Here is a 16,502-nt window from a genome sequence, read left to right as displayed (position 1 = left end):
GGATCCAGTCTGGAAAACCGATCAGGAATGCGAACGAAGGTGATCGAAGAGGAGACGCGCGACGGGAGATAGCGCATCCACACGCCGCACGCAGATGAAGAGCTCGCGCGTTGCCCACGGCTCGGCGAGCTTCAGCGTGCGGGTTCCCGGGAGATGATAGATCGCGGCATTGCCGGCGGGCAGAATGCCAATGCCCACGCCAACTTCGACCATGCGGCACAACGCATCGTAGGACGACACCTCGACGTTGGCGCGAAGCGATTTGCCATGCCGGCCTGCGGCCGTGAGCATCTGAAAGCGCAGATGCGTGCCGGCGCGCAGCACGACATGCTCGTAATCGAGTGTCTCACTGAAGGTGACTTCGTCGCGATCGGCGAGCGCGTGCCCTACCGGCACGATGACCGTGAGTTCGTCGGTTCGAAACGGATACACCTCGATATCGGCGCTGTGCGGCAGATAGGTGAAGATGCCGATCTCCGCCAGATTGTTGGCGATGCCTTCGGTAATCGTCAGGCTGTCGTGCTCCTGAAGCGAGATATGCACTTCCGGATAGCGCTCGTTGAAGGACTTGACGAGCGGCGGCACGAAGGTGGCAATGGCCGAAATATTGGCGAAGACGCGCACCGTGCCGCGTCGGCCGTCCGAAAAGTCCCGCATGCGTGCGACGATATCGTTCAAGCCGTCAAGCACTTCGCGCGCCAGCACCGAAAGGTTCACGCCGGCCGCGGTCGGCGTGATGCCCTTGTTGGTTCTCACGAGCAGCTGGGTGCCGAGCATCTGCTCGAGCTCGCTTAGCCGCTTGCTCACGGCCGCCGCGGCAATATGTTCGCGCGCCGCGGCGCTGGCGATCGTGCCGTCCTCGATAACGGCGATGAAGAGCCGCAGCGACAACGGATCGAGCTTCAAGACGCACTCCACGCGCGGCGATCGCCAGCGGGGAACCTGCCTTGCACGTCAAGCCTTCCCCGAGGATGGGCGTGCGTCGAGCCACTCCACGATATTGCGCACAGTGTCGCCATAGAACGTGCGATAGAGCTCGCGCGCAACATAGCCGATATGCGGCGTCGCAAGCACGTTGGGCAGCGTGCGGAACGGATGGTTGGCATCGAGCGGCTCGCGGTCGTACACATCGACCGCAGCACCGGCCAGCCGCCCGGCCTCCAGCGCATCGACAAGCGCGGCTACGTCGACGATCGGGCCGCGCGACGTGTTGATGAGCCGGCTCGTCGGCTTCATTTGCGCCAGCTCCGCAGCCCCAACGAGGTGGTGCGTGCGCTCGCTCAGGCGGACGTGGATCGAGAGGAAATCGGATGTGGTGAAGAGCGTTTCCTTGTCGACCAGCTGCACGCCCTTTTCCTGGGCACGCTCCGGCGTCAGGTTCTCGCTCCACGCAATGACGTTCATCCGGAACGCACGGCCGATCACGCCCACGGCAGAGCCGATCCGCCCTAGCCCCAGCAGGCCCAGCGTCTTGCCGGCCAGCTCCGTGCCGAGCGACACCTGCCAGCCGCCACTTCGCAACGATTCGTTCTCCAGAGGGATATTGCGTGCCATCGCGAGAATGAGCGCCCACGTGAATTCGATGGTCGGCGTCGAGGAGTAGCCCGTGTGGCGGACCTCAATGCCATGCTCCGCGGCCGCCTCGACGTCGATCGCGGCGTTGGCGGGTCCCGTCGATGCGATCAGCTTCAGGTTCGGCAGTTTCTCGATCAGCTCGCGCGACAGCTCGGTTCGCTCGCGCATCACGCACACCACGTCGAAGGGCTCGAGCCGTTTGGCGATTTCGTCGACTTCGAAAAGGTGGTCCGTGAAGACGGTAATCTCCGCACGCGCTTCCAGCGGCGACCAATCGGCCTCGCGCAGCGCGATGTTCTGGTAGTCGTCAAGAATCGCAACCTTGACCGGGAGTGAATCGTTCATGGCACAGCCTCTCCTTTTGTGGTGTGCGCACCCTGCCTCATGCCGTTGCGGCAGCCAGCGCCGGATAGTCGGTGTAGCCGGCGCTCGTCGCGCCATACACATTCGGCCAGTCTAGCTCCGCTAGCGGCGCAACGCTCGCGAAGCGGGCCGGCAGATCCGGATTGGCGATGAAGGGGCGACCGAACGCGACCATATCCACGAGACCCGCCTCGATCAATCGGTTGCCGCGTGCGCGATCGATATCGACGTTCGCGATGATCTTGCCGCGATAGCGCTCGCGGAAATGCTGGAACATGCCGTCGCCGGCCAGTGCAGCAAGCGGTGTCGCCCGGAGATCGGCCATCGCGCCCATCAGCAGCAAGTGCGAGAGGTCGAATTCGTCGAGACGGCCAATCACGTATTCGGCGGTCGCAAGCGTTTCGTCCGTGGAAACGAAAGCGCCCGTTTCCGATGTCGCCGGACCGGTTTTCACGCCAACGCGATGAGCGCCAACCGCATTGGCCACCGTTTCCAGCACTTCGAACAGCAAGCGCGCGCGATTTTCCACTGAGCCACCATATTCGTCGGTACGCAGATTGGTGCGCACGTTCATGAACTGATTGAAGAGATAGTGGTAACCGCCCTGAATCTGCACGCCGTCAAAACCGGCCTCGATGGCGCGGCGCGCAGCATGACCGAAATTCGCAACTGTCCTGCGAATCTCATCCTTCTCCATGGCGCGCGGAATCACGGTGTCCTTCTTGCCTTGCGTGGTCACGCTCTGCTGCAGCGGATTGACAGCCGAGGCGGAGGGCGGCGCGTTGCCGCCGTGGAAATCGGGGTGTCCTAGCGAGCCCGTATGCCAGAGCTGCGCAACGATCCGCCCGCCGGCCTCGTGAACCGCGTCTGTCACGACTCGCCAGCCACGCACCTGGGCGTCGCTCCACAGACCCGGCACGTCGGCCCAACCCACCGCCTGCGGACTCACGAACACCCCTTCGCTGATGATCAGCCCCGCCGACGCGCGCTGCGCGTAGTACTCGGCATGCAGACGGTTGGGCGCGAGCTCGGGGTTGGCCGCGCGCATGCGCGTGAGGGGCGCCATCACGATGCGGTTTCGCAGATCGAGGTCGCCCAGACGGATTGGCGTGAGCAAGGGCTGGTTGCTTTCCGGATGCATGACTTTCCTTTCGTATGACATTGACGGGCTCACCCAATCACAATGGTGATCGACATTGAGTTTAGGTGTGATCGCCCCGCAAAGTCAATGTCAATCGACATTGTCTTTTCCGGATACGGTGCCAGGGATCTAACCGGGCCAGCAGCGCCTGCCTACAGCAGCCCGAGCGCCGACGCCTTCAACGTCGCAGCCGCGCGCGTCGAGCATTCGAGCTTCCGAAACACGCTTTCGACGTGCGTGCGCACCGTGCTCGGGCTCAGGTCGAGCGCACGCGCCGCTTCCTTGTTGCTGGCGCCGCGGCTGATTGCACGGAGCACGTCGGTCTCGCGCGCGGAGAGCCGGAGCGTCTGTTGCCGGGTGCGTGTGGCCTGCGTGGCGTGTGTGGCGCGCGGCGGGGCATCGCGCGCATCGATCAGCGCTTCGACGACTTCGGCGTCGAAGCGGCCTTCGTTCGCCTCGCTGCGCAGCCGTTGCGTCACTTCGCCGGGCGTTAGCGCGTCGCGCCAGGGCCGCTTCTCACCGAGGGCGACGAACGCAACCGCGGCACTCAGCATGCGCGCCTCGGGCGACAACGCCTGCCCGCCTGCACCGCGGAAATAGCCGGAACCGTCGAGCCGCTCGTACGCATACGAAGCGAGTTCCGCCGCCTGTGCGAGCGAGCCGGTTTGCTTGCCGGCACGCGCGGTCCAGTACGGCACGAGACGCACCTTTTCCCACTCGGCAGCGGAGAGGCGCCCCGGCGAATTCCAGATCACATTCGGCACCGCGGCACGGCCGATGCCGTGAATCAGCGCCGCGGCGTAGACGCGTGCCTCGCTCGCTTCATCGGCGCCGAGCCGCGCACTGCAGGCAGCCGCGGCGCGGGCGACCGCGCGCGAGTAGCCGGTCATCCACGGCAGCTTGAGGTCGATGACATCGGCAATCAGTTCGGTCGAAGTGGTTGCCAGCATCTGGGGCGTCTGAATCGACTCGTCGAGCCCGGCGGGCTCCCGCGTCGCCAGTCCCTCCAGCCAGTGTGCCGCATGCCTGGCCACGAGCGCGGCCAGATCCGCCGGGTAGCGCGTGCCGGCCTGAGCCGCGATCAGCGAGAGCGCCTGGGGCAAACCGTAGACGCGGCTGAGGATGTCCAGGTCGCCAGCCAACGACACCACATAGACCGCGCGCGGCACTGCCGCGCCCGCGAGGCCGTCGGGCATGCCGCTGCCATCCCACGCTTCGAAGATATGGCGCAGCGCCGCTTCGGTCTCTGTCGTCAGGTGCAGGATTCGCGCGACTTCGCCCGAGACCTCGCAGTGAATCTGCGCGAGCGGACGAATCGCGCCCTTAATTTCACCTTCCATGCCTTGCCGTTCGAGCGGCTGCGCCCAGCCCTGCCGCTGCGCCAGCATCGCCTCGCGGCCGGCCACGTCGTCGCCGAGCATATCGGCGAAGCCCGCTGCGTTCGCCGTGCAGCCCGACCACCGCAGCAGCGCGGCTTGCGCGGATGTCGCGGCGAGCGCGTCGCCCTCGCCTGCCGCGAGGGCAAGCTGTGCGGCCAGCCAGGCCGTGCGCAGCGAATGATCGGTCGGCTGCCCCATGCTGAGGTCGCCCACAAACGCGAGCGCCCTGATGGCGTCGTATGCGCGAACCTGCGCGCGTTCAGCCGGTGTGTTTTCGTTCCCGTTCATGGATCCACCGAAACATGGCGAGCCTCATTGCTCGCGACTATAGCGCGGCAGGTGCGGCCGGGTCGGTCATTTATCCGATACCGGCGCCAGGCCGGCGCTGCGATCCTTCTTCCCACGCCAACGCCCGCCTGGACGCCCGGCGCGAATCTTATGTAAGGGTCGCCATGAATCACCCGACAATCCATCCCGCCTGGGTGCGCATCTTCCACTGGGTCAATGCAGCCGCCGTCATCGTCATGTGCCTGAGCGGCTGGCAAGTGTACGACGCGTCGCCGGTCTTCCAGAGCATCGAGTTTCCGGCCTCCATCACGCTCGGCGGCTGGCTGGGCGGCGCGCTGCTCTGGCACTTCGCGTTCATGTGGATCCTGGTCGCCAACTTTCTCGCTTACCTCGCGCTGAACGTCGCAACCGGACGGCTGCGCAAGAAACTGTTTCCGATCAGCGTGCGTGCGCTCGCTGCCGACTTCGTAGCGGCCCTGCGCGGCAGGCTCGGTCACGCCGACCTCAGCCAGTACAACGCCGTGCAGAAGTTCGCCTATCTTGCCGTGCTCGCCGATATCGCGCTTCTCGTGCTCTCGGGCCTCGCGATCTGGAAGCCCGTGCAGTTCCCGGTCCTGTGCACGCTGATGGGCGGCTTCGACAACGCGCGCATCGTCCATTTCGTCGCCATGAGCGCGCTGGTCGGCTTTTTCGTGGTGCACGTCGTGATGGTCGCACTCGTTCCGCGCGCCCTGCTCACCATGATTCGAGGCCGGTAATCATGAATACTCCGAAACGTCATCACACACCCGATCCGGTGTACCAGCCCGATGCACAATCCATCATCAAGGACGCGCAAAAAGAACTCCAGTCGCCGCTGCGGCGTTTGTTCGGCAAACGGATCTTGACGCTGGGCGGTCTGATGCTGCTATCAGGCTGCGATCTCACGAACGACAAGTCGGTCAACAGCATGCTGCGCCGCGTGTCGTCGTTCAACGACGACGCACAGGCCCTGCTCTTCGATCCGCGCAAGCTTGCGCCGACCTACCCCGAGTCGATGATCACGCGGCCGTTCCCCTTCAACGCGTACTACGACATCGACCAGGTGCCGGACGTGGATGCACGGAGTTATCGTCTCGAACTCAACGGGCTCGTCAAGGGCAAACGCATCTGGACACTCGACGAGCTGCATGCACTGCCGCAGGAGAGCCAGGTGACGCGGCATATCTGCATCGAAGGATGGAGCGCGATCGGCAAATGGGGCGGCGTGCGATTCGCCGACTTCCTCGCGCGAGCCGGCGCCGATACCACCGCGAAGTATGTCGCGCTGCACTGCGCGGACAACTACTGGACGAGCATCGACATGCCGACGGCCTTGCATCCCCAGACGCAGCTCACGCTGACGTATGACGGCAGCGTCCTGCCCGCGAAGTACGGCTTCCCGATGAAGCTGCGCATCCCGACGAAGCTCGGATACAAGAACCCGAAACACATCGTCGCCATCACGGTGACCAACGCTTTCCCAGGCGGCTATTGGGAGAACCAGGGCTACAACTGGTTCGGCGGTTCCTGAGCCCTGCCCCCTGTGCCAATGAATTTTTTTAACCGCAACTCACTCACTGGAGCACTCATGTCCATTCGACTTAAACTCGCCGTTTCCTTTGCCGCGCTGACACTCGCGGGCGCCGCACTCGCACAATCCTCCGCCGACAAGCCCGAGCGCATCCGCGGCGAGATCGTCTCGCTTTCGGGCAACACCTTGACGGTCCACCGTCACAGCGGCGAGACCGTGACGATCGACGTGGACCCGTCGGCCGGCGTGAACGCGGTGAAGGCCATCCAGCTTGGCGATATCAAGCCCGGCTCGTACGTCGGCGCGGCGGCCATGCCGGGCCCTGACGGCAAGCTGACTGCGAAGGAAGTGCTGGTTTTCCCCGAAGCCGCGCGCGGCACGGGCGAAGGTCACTACGCGTGGGATCTCGGCGCGAACAGCACGATGACGAACGCCAACGTGGATACGGTCGTGCAAGGAACTAGCGGACGCGATCTCAAGCTTTCATACAAGGGCGGCAGCAACACCATCAACGTGCCGACCAATGTTCCGGTCGTGACGCTGATTCCGGCTACGCGCGCCGAATTGACGACTGGCAAGAAGGTCTTTGTCGTGGCCACGCCGGAGAAAAACGGCGGCTATGACGGTCACCTGGTCGTGGTCGAGAAGGACGGCGTGGCGCCGCCGATGTAAGTCCGGAATCGCCAGACAAAAGCAATCAGCAGGTTTCTCCTCTATCGGTTGCTCCGGGGATTTTTCCTCGCGGTGACCGATCTTTTTTGCCGAATTCACGCATCCATGCGCGCTTCGCGCCGGACCGCCTGGGGCGGAACGCCAAACCCGCGCATGAAGGCTTCGCGCATATGGCGGCGGTCGCGAAAGCCCGTTTCTCTCGCGATGACCTCGAGCGGATGGCGGCTCTGCTCGATCATCAGCCGCGCAGCCTCGAGGCGCAGCCCTTCGATAGCCTTGGCCGGAGATTGCCCCGTCTCCAGCGTGAACACGCGGCTGAACTGGCGCGGGCTCAGATGAACGCTCTCCGCCAGTTCTTCCACCGTCAACGCGCGGCCCAGGTTCTGGCGTGCGTAGTTCAGCGCATTCTGGATGCGATCGGACTTCGGCGCGAGATCGAGCATTTCCGAATGCTGCGACTGGCCGCCCGCGCGGCGCTGATGCATGACCAGCTTATGCGCGACCGAACGCGCCGCGTCCGCACCCAGATCCTTCTCCACCATCGCCAGCGCGAGATCGAGGCCCGCCGTCATGCCGGCAGAGGTCCAGATAGGGCCATCGACGATATAGATCCGGTCTTCCTCCACGCGGATATCCGCAAAGCGCTTCTGCATTTCGCGCCCGAACGCCCAATGCGTCGTGGCGCGCCGGCCGGACAGCAAGCCCGCTTGCGCCAGCACGAACGCCCCGGTGCAGATGCCGGCGATGCGCCGCGCGCGCGCCCCCTTTTCGCGCAGGAAGGCAAGGATCTTTTCGGGTGCCGGCGAGGCAAGCGGATCGTTCACCCCTCCGACCACCCACGTATCCACGTCGATCTTGCCGCGCAGCGACCGCGTGCTTACCGCCAGGCTCAGCGACGAGCGCACTTCGCCGCCGTCGACCGAATAATTTTCGAGCGCATAAAATGGCTCGCCCGCGACCATGTTCGCGTACTCGAAGACGGCCTGTGGCGCGAGCGCCATGATCTGAAAGCCGTCGCTGATCAAAAAGCCGATTTTGTGCATGTCCGTTCTTCGCCTGGCAATGTCCTGAATCATACACATCTACGTCATTTCCGTCATGCCGGTTTGCAGCCAGAATGCACTCACCCAAACATCAACGCAGTTCGAAACGGAGTGACATCATGGATCAGGCACACAAAGGTACGGCCCTCATTACGGGCGCATCGTCGGGCATTGGCGCGATCTATGCCGAGCGGCTCGCACGGCGCGGCTATGACGTGATTCTCGTGGCGCGCAACCGCGACCGCCTGCTCGCCCTTGCCGAGCGCATCACGAACGAGACGCGCCAGAGCGTCGAAATCGTGGACGCGGATCTCGGCGACCGCGCCGCGCTTGCCGCCGTCGAAGCGAAGCTCAAGCAGGACGCCAGCATCACGCTGCTCGTCAACAACGCGGGCGTGGGCACGCATACGCCCCTGCTCGACAGCAACGTCGATGCGATGACGCAGTTGATCGACCTGAACGTCACCGCACTCACCCGCCTCACGTATGCCGCCATTCCGGGCTTCGTTGCGCGCGGCAAGGGGGCCGTCATCAACATTTCGTCCGTCGTCGCCATCTCGCCAGAAACGCTCAATGGCGTGTATGGCGGCAGCAAGGCCTTCGTGCTCGCCTTCAGCCAGTCGCTGCACCACGAACTCGCCGGCAAGGGCGTGCAGGTGCAGGCCGTGCTGCCCGGTGCGACCGCCACTGACTTCTGGCAGACCGGCGGCCTCCCGATCGAGCACCTGCCCGAGAGCATCGTCATGTCGGCCAGCGACATGGTGGACGCGGCCTTGACGGGTTTCGACCGCGGCGAGCTCGTGACGATTCCGTCCCTGCATGCCGGTGAGGAGTGGGAAGCGTTCGAAGCCGCGCGCCAGACGATGGCCCCGCATCTCTCGTCAAACGTTCCCGCGTCGCGCTATACGACGGGGCAATGACCGCAACCATGCGTATCCGCAGGAAAACTAACGGATACTCACGCGAGGCACACAGAATGAGCACACTACTTGAAGAGGCCGTGCGGGCGCACGGTGGGATCGAAAACTGGACGAAGTTCGGCGCCGTTTCGGCCGAACTCGACATCGGCGGCGCCATCTGGCACCTGAAGGGCCTGCCCGATATTTTCAAGGGCATCGAGCTGGCGGCGAACCTGCGGGACCAGTCGATGGCGATCGCGTCGCCGGCCGGCGGCTGGCGTGGCACTTACGCCCCGGACGTCGTGCGGATCGGCTCGCTGGATGGCCGCAATGTCGAGGAGCGCCACGCGCCGCGCGCGGCGTATGAAGGCCAGACCCAGGAGTCGCCGTGGGACCGCCTGCATGCGCTGTACTTTACCGGCTACGCCCTCTGGACTTATCTGACCATCCCGTTTCTCTACACGCTGCCCGGTTTCCGTACCGAAGAACTACCCGCGTGGAAAGAGAACGGTGAAATCTGGCGGCGCCTGAAAGTCACGTTCCCGGAATCGATTACCAGTCATGCACGCGAGCAGATTTCGTATTTCGGCGAAGATGGCTTGTTGCGGCGCCACGACTACACGGTGGACGTGATGGGCGGCGCACGGGGCGCAAACTACGCGTCGGACTATCGCAACGTGCGCGGCATCATGGTGCCGATGTCGCGCCGTGTCTACGCTTACGACGACGCGCAGCAAAAGATCGACGAGCCGCTGCTCGTGTCCATCGATATTCGCAGTATCGATTTCCAGATCGAATAAGCCGCACGCATCAACGAGAAGCACATGCGTCGCCGGAGCTCATGGGGTTCCGGCGTGCTCGTCTATCTGGCCCAATTCGAGTCGAATAGTATTGACGACCTGAATCAGCCTGGGACGCACTTCCTGAAAAAGACGCTCGGCGGAAAGGTCTTGTGTCGCCCCGCCGACATTGACGACCATCACGGGCAGGCCCCTGCCCGGCCTGAAGGACATGCCGATGCCACTCACGCCCTTCAGCCACTCGTCCACGGACGAGCAACATCCCGTTTCCGCGTACTCCTCGAGCGCCTTGTCGATGCCCCGCTTGACGGTCGGCCACGCCCCCTCGTCGAAAGAGCGGATCCGCTCCAGCAACTCCGCGCGCTCGCCCGGTTCGATCGCGGCCAGATAGGCGCGGCCCATCGACGTGGTGGCGAGCGGGATGCGCGTACCCACGTCCATATTGAGCGTCACAACGGAGTTGGCGCGACAGCACTCGAGGTGCAACATCGCCATGCGGTCGCGTGTTGCCAGTGCCACCAGCGAGCCCACGTCGGCCGCGAGGTCCTGCATCAACGGACGGGCGATCTGCCGCACATCGAGCTTGACCAGCATCGCGCTGCCAAGCGCAATAGCGCCCGCACCCAGGCGGTATTTACCGGTTTCGGGCATTACATACAAATAGCCGAGCTTCGTGAGCGTATACGTCAAGCGGGTGATGGTCGATCGCGGCAACTGGCACCGCTCGGCAATTTCATGATTGGCGAGGAACGTGTCACCACTGCGAAAGCAGCGGAGCACGTCCAGCCCTCTCGCCAGCGCGGTCACAAAGTGCCGATCGCCGTCGCCGTCCGTCAATGCGTCGTTGTCGGACACCGGGCTGTCGCTCGCGCGCTTCTCCAGGGAAGCGGTCCGCGTGTTCGAAGTCATATCACTCTTCCGAAAGAACTGAGCCAATATACAAGAGCAACTGGCCAGTCCGCTCGGCCCACGCTCCCGGAGAGCAGAAGGAAGCCGCCACCCGTTGAATGCCGGCAGCCGCCTCGCTCTTCCCGGGGCGGAAAAATACCATACGGCCGGATGCAGCGGCTCAAAATCGCGGCACCCCGCTTTTGCCCACTCCCTCGCACACTGCCAGAGCGGCGTTCAGCCTCGCGGCGCTTCCGCCGATTTCATGGCCAGATCCTTGAGCGCATTTTTTAGAATCTTTCCCGTGGGCGCCGCGGGAAGCTGTGCCATGAAATGGATCTCGGCCGGGATTTTGTACGGCGACAACCGCGCCCGCAAATGGATTTTGAGTTCATCGGCCGTTACCGTCGCGCCGGGCGCCATTTCGACGAACGCGATGACCTCTTCGTTACCTTCGACCTCTCTGCCGACAACCGCAGACTGAACCACCGAGGCGTGGCTGTTCAGAGCCTGCTCCACTTCCGTGGGGTACACGTTGAAGCCCGAACGAATGATCAACTCCTTTTTCCGGCCCATGATGAAAACGCCGCCATCGGGCTCCTGCCGGCCGAGGTCCGCGGTATTGAACCAGCCCTCGGCATTGATGGCCTCGCGCGTCATCGCCTCGTTGCGGTAGTACCCCAACATGAGGTTCGGCCCGCGCACCCAGAGCGCTCCCACTTCGCCAGGCACCACGTCTTTGCCATGCTCGTCGACGATGCGCAACTCCACGCCTGGCACGGGCTTGCCGACCGAGCAGTCGCGCCGCGGTTCGGAGAGCACCGTCTGCGTCACCGTCGGGGCCATCTCGGATAGCCCGTAGTTGTTTTGCAGCACCATACCAAACGCCCTTTCCACGTCCTCTTTCAGTTTGGGCGTCAACGGCGAGCCGGCAACACCGATGATGCGCAGACTATGCTTGCTGATATCGGTACCCGTGCTGCGACACCAGTCAAGCAGCTTCGCAAACATCACGGGCACCCCAAGCAGGATGGTCAGACGCTCCTCCAGTATCGCGTTGGCAAGCGCTTGCGGTGAGAACAGGTCTTCGAGCAGCAACGTGCTTCCGCACGCGAGCGCCGCCACGAGGTTGCCGGACAGTCCCATGATGTGCGCCATCGGCAGCACGCCATAGATCTTGTCCTGCGGCCCAAGACGGCGCACCGTGCGAATCACCTGCGCGATGTGCAGCATGTTGGCGTGACTGAGCATCACCGCCTTCGGCTGCCCGGAGGTGCCTGATGTGTAGATCATGACCGCCGTCTGCTTGCGTGGATCGTCCCAGGCCGGCTCGGCGACGGCCCCCTCATTGAGCGGGCCGATCGCCACCTCGCCGATGCCCGGCCATGATTCCGCAACCGCACCATGACGGGCAGCATGCTCACCCGCATCCTTGCCAACCGTATGGGTATAAAACGCGCGCCGCGCGCCCGAATGATCGAGGAACGTTTCGATCTCTCGCGCCGAGAGACGGGCATTGACCACCACGGCCCACGCGTCGACCGCACTCAGCGCCATCACGAGGACGCCTGCGGCCACACAGTTCTCCGCAACGACCAGGACGCGATCACCGGGGCGAATACCCAACGCGATGAGCCGCCCGCTCACATGACGGATTGAAGCATCGACTTCGCGGTACGTGAGGCGCCGCTGCTTGTCCTGCAAGGCAACGCCATCGGGAAGCTGGCTGACCCACGGCTCGATGATCTGATGGATGCGCGAGTATTGCTCGCTCAACTGCCTGGCTTCTTGCATGGACACGTCTCCGTATTGGGTATCGGGTATCGCTCGACCCGCGTTCTGCTGTCATCGGCGCGGGCTGAATGGCGGTTCATGAAACTGCATTGCAGAACATATTTCCATGATGATCGATTGCCATCGCTTTACATAGGCCAAAAATACTAGGGATTACGCCAATATTGACGCCACATAAACCCACGGCCTAGACTGATATGCAGTTGTAGATTCTGCAATGCAGTTTTCAAGCCGAGATCACCACAGGATTCGACCCCACCATGCGAGAAGCCGTCATTGTTTCCACTGCACGCACGCCGATGAGCAAGTCCCATCGCGGCGAATTCAACGCCACGCCCGGCCCCAGCCTTGCTGCCCATGCGGTGCGGGCGGCGGTCGATCGATCGGGGATCGATCCGGCTGTCATCGACGACGTCATCCTTGGCTGCGGCTATCCCGAAGGCATTGCCGGCGGCAACATCGCACGCCAGACGGTCATTCGCGCCGGATTGCCCATCTCCATTGCCGGCGTCACCGTGAGCCGCTTTTGCGCCTCGGGCCTGCAAGCCATTTCGGCAGCCGCGGGCCGCATCGTGGTCGATGGCGTTCAGGCCGTGGTAGCCGGGGGCGTCGAAAGCATCACGGGCCTGCGCTCGCGGGAGAACGGGCTGCGTGAACGCGATCCGTGGATCGTCGAGCACAAGCCGGACCTGTACGTCACGATGATCGAAACGGGCGACACCGTCGCCGCGCGCTATGGCATTAGCCGTGAGGCTCAGGACCAGTTCTCGTTCGACAGCCAGCGCAAGACGGCCGAGGCGCAACGCGCCGGCCGGTTCGACGACGAGATCGTGCCGGTTACCACGACGATGGCGGTCCGCGACAAAGAGACGGGCGAGATCCGCTATCGATCGGCCACGCTCGGCGCCGACACGTGCAATCGCCCGGACACCACCCTGGAAGCTCTGGCGAAGCTGGAGCCGGTGAATGGGCCCGACAAGTTCGTGACCGCCGGGAACGCCTCGCAGCTTTCGGACGGCTCATCGGCCTGCGTGATGATGGAAGCGAAGGATGCGGAGCGCGCGAACCTCTCGCCGCTCGGCGTATTCCGGGGGATGGCGGTGGCCGCTTGCGAGCCCGATGAAATGGGCATTGGCCCTGTCTTCGCGGTACCCAAGCTGCTCAAGCAGCACGGTCTGAAGGTCGAGGACATCGACCTTTGGGAGCTCAACGAAGCCTTCGCGTCGCAGGCGCTCTATTGCCAGCAGCGCCTCGGCATTGCGCCCGCGAAGTTGAACGTTAACGGCGGCGCGATCTCGGTCGGCCACCCCTTCGGCATGACGGGCGCACGCCTTGCCGGCCATGTTCTGCTGGAAGGCCGCCGTCGCCGTGCGAAATACGCCGTCGTCACGATGTGCATTGCCGGCGGCATGGGCGCCGCGGGTCTGTTCGAAATCTACTGAGCGATCTGCCATCGATGTGGCGATCAGGATCATCATCTCAAACGTTACCTGTCACGCGGAGAATGAAATGTCGGACAAGAAAGCAATTCTGGTCATTGGTGCAGGCGATGCAACGGGCAGCGCGATCGCGCGCCGGTTCGCCCGCGAAGGGTATATCGCGTGCATGACGCGCCGCCAGGTGGACAAACTCGCACCGGTCGTCGAAGAGATCAAGGCGGCCGGCGGCGACGCGTACGCGTTCGGCACCGACGCGCGCAAGGAGGAGGAAATGGTGGCGCTCATCGAGCAAATCGAGCGCGACATCGCCCCCATCGAGGTTGCGGTCTTCAACATTGGCGCGAACGTCCAGTTCAGCATCACCGAAACCACCGCACGCGTGTACTTCAAGGTGTGGGAAATGGCCTGCTTCGGCGGATTTCTCATGGGCCGCGAAGTCGCCAAGGCCATGTTGCCGCGCGGACGCGGCACGATCATCTTCACGGGCGCCACGGCCAGCTTGCGCGGCCGCGCCGGCTATGCGGCGTTCTCGGGTGCCAAGCACGGACTCAGGGCGCTCGCGCAAAGCATGGCGCGCGAGTTGTGGCCCAAGGGCATTCATGTTGCCCATCCAATCATCGATGGCGCCATCGACACCGAATTCATCCAGAGCAACTTCCCGCAGCGTTACGCGCTCAAGGAACAAGACGGCATCGTCAATCCCAACTCCATTGCTGAGGCCTACTACCAGATTCACATGCAGCCCCGCAATGCCTGGACTCACGAGACAGAACTGCGCCCGTGGATGGAGGCGTGGTAATCACGACGGCACAGTCCGTTTTCAAACCACCGAAGCCTTGCGACCATTCCCTACGAGTAGCTCATGACATCGTCTCGTCTCCAGTTCCTGTTCGACTTTGGCAGCCCGAATGCGTACTTCTGCCATAAGGTCATTCCGGCCATCGCCGCCCGCACGGGTGTCGAGTTCGAATACGTGCCCATTCTATTGGGCGGTCTGTTCAAGCTGACCGGTAATCGCTCCCCTGCTGAAGCGTTTGCCGGCATCGTGAACAAAGTGGCTTATGAGAGGCTGGAAACTCAGCGGTTCATCGCCAGAAACAACATCGATGGTTATCGCCAGAATCCCTTTTGGCCGATCAACACCCTGCAAATCATGCGGGGCGCAATGGCGGCGCAGCGTCAAGGATGCTTCATGCCATACGTGAACGCAGTCTATGCTCACGTGTGGGAGCAACAGCGCAACATGGAAGATCCCGAGATCATCGTGCAATCCCTGCGGGAAGCCGGCCTCGATGGCAAGGCAATCTACGCAGGCACGCAAGATCCCGAGGTGAAAGCGGCGTTGTTGGCTAATACGCAAGCCGCCTTCGAGCGCGGAGCCTTTGGTTCACCGACGTTTTTTGTGGGTGACGAAATTTTCTTCGGTAAAGACAGACTGCGCGAAGTCGAGGAAGAGATCGCTCGGGTCGCCGCGCTGAACCAGGCAAGTTAACCACAGGATTCAGCCAACGGCAGCGAGGTTTCCGAAACGTCCGCCCCACTCCACCCCGTTCAAGTGCCTTGACACGTGAACGGAACGCTTCGCATGACATGACTTCTATTTCCCTTTTCGGGAGGCCACTGTTTCCATGAAAACAAGAATCACCGAGCTCTTTGGCATCGAGTATCCGATCATCCAAGGTGGGATGCACTATGTCGGACTCGCCGAGCTGGCATCAGCCGTCTCCAACGCGGGCGGCCTGGGTATCCTGACCGCACTGACCCAGCCGACGCCCGATGCACTGGCAGCCGAAATTCGCCGCTGCCGCTCGATGACGGACAAGCCATTCGGCGTGAACCTGACCTTTCTCCCTTCGCGCAATCCACCCGACTATCCCGGCTATGTCCGCGCCATCATCGAAGGTGGCGTGAAGGTTGTCGAGACCGCAGGCAATAATCCGGAAAAGTGGTTGCCCGCGCTTCGAGAGGCAGGCATCAAGGTCATCCACAAGTGCACCTCGGTGCGCCACGCGCTGAAAGCCGAGCGCATCGGCTGTGACGCCGTCAGCGTGGATGGCTTCGAGTGCGGCGGCCATCCCGGTGAGGACGACGTTCCGAACTTCATCCTGCTGCCGCGCGCGGCCGAAACGCTCGAGGTGCCGTTCGTCGCTTCGGGCGGAATGGGCAACGGCCGCTCACTGGTCGCCGCGCTCGCGCTCGGGGCGGACGGCATCAATATGGGCACCCGGTTCGTGGCAACGCAAGAAGCGCCCGTTCATATCAACGTCAAACAGGCGATCGTCGCCGCGACGGAGCTCGACACGCGCCTCGTCATGCGGCCGCTGCGCAACACCGAGCGCGTGCTGACCAATGCCGGCGTCGAGCGGCTGCTGGAGAAAGAAAGCCGTCTGGGTAGTGCGATTACGTTCGCCGACATCATTGAGGAAGTCGGTGGCGTCTACCCTCGCGTCATGGAAAACGGCGACATGGATGCCGGCGCGTGGTCTTGCGGCATGGTCGCCGGCCTGATTCACGACGTTCCGTCGGTCAAGGAGCTGATCGAGCGGATCATGCGCGAAGCCAGGCAGCTGGTATCGGAGCGCTTGAGCTCGATGCTTGCTCTTCAGCATTGAAAGCCTCTGCCTGACACACTGAACGAGCGAAGCTGACGCTTCGTCCCGTTCAGTGTG

16 protein-coding genes are annotated in these 16,502 nt (G+C 63.2%); 9 read left to right on the top strand and 7 right to left on the bottom strand.

Annotated elements, in window-relative coordinates; all coding sequences use genetic code 11:
- Positions 1–21: 21 nt before the first annotated feature.
- The 4 genes from E1956_RS10680 to E1956_RS10665 form a co-directional block, all read right to left on the bottom strand.
- Positions 22–906 (bottom strand): LysR substrate-binding domain-containing protein, encoded by an 885-nt coding sequence (locus tag E1956_RS10680; RefSeq protein ID WP_134748694.1) that lies wholly within the window; start codon positions 904–906, stop codon positions 22–24.
- A gap of 48 nt (positions 907–954) precedes the next feature.
- A complete protein-coding gene (locus E1956_RS10675) occupies positions 955–1,920 on the bottom strand; it encodes a D-2-hydroxyacid dehydrogenase family protein (RefSeq protein ID WP_134748692.1) in 966 nt (321 codons plus the stop codon).
- Between the two features lie 37 nt (positions 1,921–1,957).
- Complete coding sequence (locus tag E1956_RS10670; RefSeq protein ID WP_134748690.1) at positions 1,958–3,079, bottom strand: alkene reductase; 1,122 nt, start codon at positions 3,077–3,079, stop codon at positions 1,958–1,960.
- A gap of 152 nt (positions 3,080–3,231) precedes the next feature.
- Positions 3,232–4,746 (bottom strand): HD domain-containing phosphohydrolase, encoded by a 1,515-nt coding sequence (locus tag E1956_RS10665; RefSeq protein WP_134748688.1) that lies wholly within the window; start codon positions 4,744–4,746, stop codon positions 3,232–3,234.
- Positions 4,747–4,910: 164 nt separating this feature from the next.
- Here E1956_RS10665 and E1956_RS10660 point away from each other — a divergent pair, with 164 nt between their 5' ends.
- From E1956_RS10660 to E1956_RS10650, 3 genes are read left to right on the top strand one after another with little or no spacing between them, the layout of a single operon-like run.
- Positions 4,911–5,504: a cytochrome b/b6 domain-containing protein gene (locus tag E1956_RS10660; RefSeq protein WP_134748686.1), complete on the top strand. Its 594-nt coding sequence runs from the start codon at positions 4,911–4,913 to the stop codon at positions 5,502–5,504.
- 2 nt (positions 5,505–5,506) lie between these two features.
- Entirely contained in the window at positions 5,507–6,298 is a 792-nt protein-coding gene (locus tag E1956_RS10655) for a molybdopterin-dependent oxidoreductase (RefSeq protein ID WP_134748684.1), read from the top strand.
- A 57-nt stretch (positions 6,299–6,355) separates the two neighbouring features.
- On the top strand, positions 6,356–6,970 hold the full coding sequence (locus tag E1956_RS10650) for a hypothetical protein (protein WP_134748682.1): 615 nt from the start codon (positions 6,356–6,358) through the stop codon (positions 6,968–6,970).
- Between the two features lie 95 nt (positions 6,971–7,065).
- Here the strand turns inward: E1956_RS10650 and E1956_RS10645 are convergent, their stop codons facing one another.
- On the bottom strand, positions 7,066–8,013 hold the full coding sequence (locus tag E1956_RS10645; RefSeq protein WP_134748680.1) for a GlxA family transcriptional regulator: 948 nt from the start codon (positions 8,011–8,013) through the stop codon (positions 7,066–7,068).
- 119 nt (positions 8,014–8,132) lie between these two features.
- On the opposite strand from E1956_RS10645, the gene E1956_RS10640 reads away from it, so the two are divergent.
- Together E1956_RS10640 and E1956_RS10635 are read left to right on the top strand one after the other, a co-directional pair.
- Positions 8,133–8,933, top strand: a complete 801-nt coding sequence (locus E1956_RS10640; RefSeq protein WP_134748678.1) for an SDR family NAD(P)-dependent oxidoreductase — start codon at positions 8,133–8,135, stop codon at positions 8,931–8,933.
- A gap of 56 nt (positions 8,934–8,989) precedes the next feature.
- The gene (locus tag E1956_RS10635; protein ID WP_197732784.1) at positions 8,990–9,712 is read left to right on the top strand and encodes a hypothetical protein; all 723 of its coding nucleotides are present in this window, start codon (positions 8,990–8,992) and stop codon (positions 9,710–9,712) included.
- A 39-nt stretch (positions 9,713–9,751) separates the two neighbouring features.
- Here the strand turns inward: E1956_RS10635 and E1956_RS10630 are convergent, their stop codons facing one another.
- Together E1956_RS10630 and E1956_RS10625 are read right to left on the bottom strand one after the other, a co-directional pair.
- Entirely contained in the window at positions 9,752–10,621 is an 870-nt protein-coding gene (locus tag E1956_RS10630) for an IclR family transcriptional regulator (RefSeq protein WP_134748676.1), read from the bottom strand.
- Between the two features lie 216 nt (positions 10,622–10,837).
- Positions 10,838–12,394: a class I adenylate-forming enzyme family protein gene (locus tag E1956_RS10625; protein WP_134748674.1), complete on the bottom strand. Its 1,557-nt coding sequence runs from the start codon at positions 12,392–12,394 to the stop codon at positions 10,838–10,840.
- A gap of 260 nt (positions 12,395–12,654) precedes the next feature.
- On the opposite strand from E1956_RS10625, the gene E1956_RS10620 reads away from it, so the two are divergent.
- The 4 genes from E1956_RS10620 to E1956_RS10605 all read left to right on the top strand — a co-directional run bounded on the left by E1956_RS10620 (position 12,655) and on the right by E1956_RS10605 (position 16,445).
- A complete protein-coding gene (locus tag E1956_RS10620) occupies positions 12,655–13,836 on the top strand; it encodes an acetyl-CoA C-acyltransferase (RefSeq protein WP_134748672.1) in 1,182 nt (393 codons plus the stop codon).
- 67 nt (positions 13,837–13,903) lie between these two features.
- The gene (locus tag E1956_RS10615) at positions 13,904–14,632 is read left to right on the top strand and encodes an SDR family oxidoreductase (RefSeq protein ID WP_134750513.1); all 729 of its coding nucleotides are present in this window, start codon (positions 13,904–13,906) and stop codon (positions 14,630–14,632) included.
- A gap of 63 nt (positions 14,633–14,695) precedes the next feature.
- Positions 14,696–15,325, top strand: a complete 630-nt coding sequence (locus E1956_RS10610) for a 2-hydroxychromene-2-carboxylate isomerase (RefSeq protein ID WP_134748670.1) — start codon at positions 14,696–14,698, stop codon at positions 15,323–15,325.
- A 136-nt stretch (positions 15,326–15,461) separates the two neighbouring features.
- Positions 15,462–16,445, top strand: a complete 984-nt coding sequence (locus E1956_RS10605; RefSeq protein ID WP_134748668.1) for an NAD(P)H-dependent flavin oxidoreductase — start codon at positions 15,462–15,464, stop codon at positions 16,443–16,445.
- The last annotated feature ends 57 nt before the right edge of the window (positions 16,446–16,502 follow it).

The organism is Paraburkholderia pallida (genome assembly GCF_004524855.1).
Classification (GTDB): Bacteria; Pseudomonadota; Gammaproteobacteria; order Burkholderiales; family Burkholderiaceae; genus Paraburkholderia; species Paraburkholderia oxyphila.
Note: the sequence above shows the minus strand (reverse complement) of the source record. Positions and strands in the feature narration are given on the sequence as shown.

Coding starts and splice junctions, on each gene's coding strand:
- E1956_RS10675 (WP_134748692.1), bottom strand. CDS start 1,920: ATGAACGATTCACTCCCGGTCAAGGTTGCGATTCTTGACGACTACCAG.
- E1956_RS10670 (WP_134748690.1), bottom strand. CDS start 3,079: ATGCATCCGGAAAGCAACCAGCCCTTGCTCACGCCAATCCGTCTGGGC.
- E1956_RS10665 (WP_134748688.1), bottom strand. CDS start 4,746: ATGAACGGGAACGAAAACACACCGGCTGAACGCGCGCAGGTTCGCGCA.
- E1956_RS10660 (WP_134748686.1), top strand. CDS start 4,911: ATGAATCACCCGACAATCCATCCCGCCTGGGTGCGCATCTTCCACTGG.
- E1956_RS10655 (WP_134748684.1), top strand. CDS start 5,507: ATGAATACTCCGAAACGTCATCACACACCCGATCCGGTGTACCAGCCC.
- E1956_RS10650 (WP_134748682.1), top strand. CDS start 6,356: ATGTCCATTCGACTTAAACTCGCCGTTTCCTTTGCCGCGCTGACACTC.
- E1956_RS10645 (WP_134748680.1), bottom strand. CDS start 8,013: ATGCACAAAATCGGCTTTTTGATCAGCGACGGCTTTCAGATCATGGCG.
- E1956_RS10640 (WP_134748678.1), top strand. CDS start 8,133: ATGGATCAGGCACACAAAGGTACGGCCCTCATTACGGGCGCATCGTCG.
- E1956_RS10635 (WP_197732784.1), top strand. CDS start 8,990: ATGAGCACACTACTTGAAGAGGCCGTGCGGGCGCACGGTGGGATCGAA.
- E1956_RS10630 (WP_134748676.1), bottom strand. CDS start 10,621: ATGACTTCGAACACGCGGACCGCTTCCCTGGAGAAGCGCGCGAGCGAC.
- E1956_RS10625 (WP_134748674.1), bottom strand. CDS start 12,394: ATGCAAGAAGCCAGGCAGTTGAGCGAGCAATACTCGCGCATCCATCAG.
- E1956_RS10620 (WP_134748672.1), top strand. CDS start 12,655: ATGCGAGAAGCCGTCATTGTTTCCACTGCACGCACGCCGATGAGCAAG.
- E1956_RS10615 (WP_134750513.1), top strand. CDS start 13,904: ATGTCGGACAAGAAAGCAATTCTGGTCATTGGTGCAGGCGATGCAACG.
- E1956_RS10610 (WP_134748670.1), top strand. CDS start 14,696: ATGACATCGTCTCGTCTCCAGTTCCTGTTCGACTTTGGCAGCCCGAAT.
- E1956_RS10605 (WP_134748668.1), top strand. CDS start 15,462: ATGAAAACAAGAATCACCGAGCTCTTTGGCATCGAGTATCCGATCATC.